We start from the raw sequence: 2,357 nt of genomic DNA, 5'->3' as shown, positions 1-2,357 counted from the left end.
GCATGCGCTGATCGAACGTCAGCACTACCGTCTCGCGTTCTGGAAACTGGCCAGTGACATGGTCAACTACCGGCGCTTCTTCGACATCAACGAGCTGGCTGGCTTGCGCATCGAGCGTACGGCCGTCTTTGAGGATACGCACAAGACGATTTTTCGGCTGTATGCGGAAGGCCTCATCGACGGCCTGCGTTGCGATCATGTCGACGGTCTTGCCGACCCCCGTCGCTATTGCCGGCAGTTGCGGCATCGGCTCGACAAGTTGCGCCTGCAGCGTCCGCCGGGTGCCCCGCGTGACGGTGCCTACCTGGTGGTCGAAAAAATTCTCGCCGAAGACGAATCGCTACGCCTGGACTGGCGCACCGATGGCACCACGGGCTACGAATTCATGGACCAGGTGTCCGCCGTGCTGCACGACGGCGCGGGTGAGGCGCCGCTGACCGAACTCTGGCGCCATCTCACCGGTGAGTCCGCCGACTTCGCCACGCAGGCGGTGCGTGCTCGCCGACAGATCCTCGTCGACAGTTTCGAAGCCGAGCTGGACCGGACGGCACGCGCCCTTTTTGCCTCGGCACGCGCCGATGTGGCGACACGCGACGTCTCCCTCGCCGCCATCCGGCGCGTACTGATCGAGCTGCTCGTGCATTTTCCCGTGTACCGGACCTACGCGGGCGGCGCGGGACGCGATGCCTACGATGAAGCGATCTTCGCGCGGGCTGTCGAAGGCGCGCTGCGCACGATTCGCGTGGAAGACACCGAACTGCTGCACCTTGTCGCCCTTTGGCTCGGTGGCGTGGCGCCGCGCAGCCTGCCGCCGGGGCCCGTGCGACGGGCACGCGAGCGGGCGATCGCGATCTTCCAGCAAGCGACGTCGCCGGTAGCCGCCAAGGCCGTGGAGGACACCGCGGGCTATCGTTATGGACGTCTGCTTTCGCGCAACGAGGTCGGGGTCGACGCGGCGCAACTTTCGATGACACCCGAGGCGTTCCACGCCCGTTGCGTGGATCGCGCCGCCACCTTGCCGCACAACCTGCTGGCCACGGCGACGCACGATCACAAGCGCGGCGAAGACCTGCGCGCCCGGCTCGCCGTGCTGTCCGAAGTCGCCGAGCGCTGGGTGATCACGGTGGAGCGCTGGCGCATCCGTCACGCCGATCTTCGTCGGCGCGCCGACGGACGCATGGCGCCCTCGGCCGGCGACGAGCTGATGCTTTACCAGATGCTCGTCGGTGCATGGCCCCTGCACCTGGCCCCGGACGATGTCGACGGCCTCGAGTTGTTCGCCACGCGCATCGCCGCCTGGCAGCGTAAGGCGCTGCGCGAAGCCAAGCGCTGGACGCGCTGGACCTCGCCGAACGAACCTTATGAGGACGCCTGCGAGGATTTCCTTCGGGCGGTGCTGTCGGGGGATGCGGCCGCCGAACTGGCTGCCTTCGCCGAGTACATCGCGACCCCGGGTGCGGCCAATGGCCTTGCCCAGACCGTGTTGCGCCTGACCACTCCCGGGGTGCCCGATATTTACCAGGGCACCGACTATTGGGACTTCAGCCTGGTCGACCCGGATAACCGGCGGCCGGTGGATTTTCCCGCGCGAGCGGCTTCACTCAAGCGTGCCGCGGCACCACGGGACGCCTTGGCGCACTGGCGGGACGGCACGATCAAGCAGGCTGTCATCGCCCGGCTGCTCTGGGCCAGGCGTGAGCATCCGGAACTGTTCGCTCGCGGCAGCTACCGGCCCCTCGAGGTCGATGGACCGGCGGCCGGGCACGTACTGGCTTTCGTCCGCGAGCATCGGGGGCAGCGCATCGTGGTCGCGGCGGCCCGGCATACCGCACCGTGGCTGGCCGGCACCTCCGCGCCGGCCATTCCCGCCGGGCATTGGGCCGGTACGACCGTCGTCCTGCCCGATGGGCGGTGGACCGGCTTGATGGTGGAAGGGGAGATGCAGGGAGGGGCGGTGGACGCGGCAGCCTTGTTTGGTGACATGCCGGTTGCCGCGTGGCTGTCGCACGGCGCCTCATAGGCGCCGCCAGACGGCCCTCAGCCCCCCAGGGAGCGCACCAGGCCGATGTACTGTTGCATCGCCGTTTCCCGGGGCGTGCCGGCCAGCTTCACCCATGCCTCGTACTTCGCCGTGCCGACGAAATCGAAGAATCCTGGCTTCTCGCCGTGGAAGTCACCCTCGGAGCCCTGCTTGTAAAGGGCGTAGATGCGCAACAGGGTGTCGTTGTCCGGTCGGTGGCCGAGGCGGGTTATATCCAGCGAAGCCTGCTCGAACTGGCTCTGGAGGTCGTCGGACATGGAGCTGGTAACCCGCGGGTGTGGAACGATGGGGGCTTGTAGCACGCGTTCGCGAAAGC

2 protein-coding genes are annotated in these 2,357 nt (G+C 67.5%); one reads left to right on the top strand and one right to left on the bottom strand.

Features of this window, described 5'->3' with window-relative positions:
* Positions 1-2,020, top strand: a 2,020-nt coding sequence (treY, locus tag AC1DT2_RS20900) for a malto-oligosyltrehalose synthase (RefSeq protein WP_477298472.1), incomplete at its 5' end; no start/stop codon positions are given.
* Positions 2,021-2,037: 17 nt separating this feature from the next.
* Here the strand turns inward: treY and AC1DT2_RS20895 are convergent.
* Entirely contained in the window at positions 2,038-2,298 is a 261-nt protein-coding gene (locus tag AC1DT2_RS20895) for an acyl-CoA-binding protein (RefSeq protein WP_063571028.1), read from the bottom strand.
* Between the last annotated feature and the right edge of the window lie 59 nt (positions 2,299-2,357).

It is taken from the genome of Luteibacter sp. P4_E6 (assembly GCF_056401535.1).
Note: the sequence above shows the minus strand (reverse complement) of the source record. Positions and strands in the feature narration are given on the sequence as shown.

Bases quoted from the DNA above. Each gene is read 5' to 3' on its own strand.
- AC1DT2_RS20895 (WP_063571028.1), bottom strand. From the start codon at position 2,298: ATGTCCGACGACCTCCAGAGCCAGTTCGAGCAGGCTTCGCTGGATATA.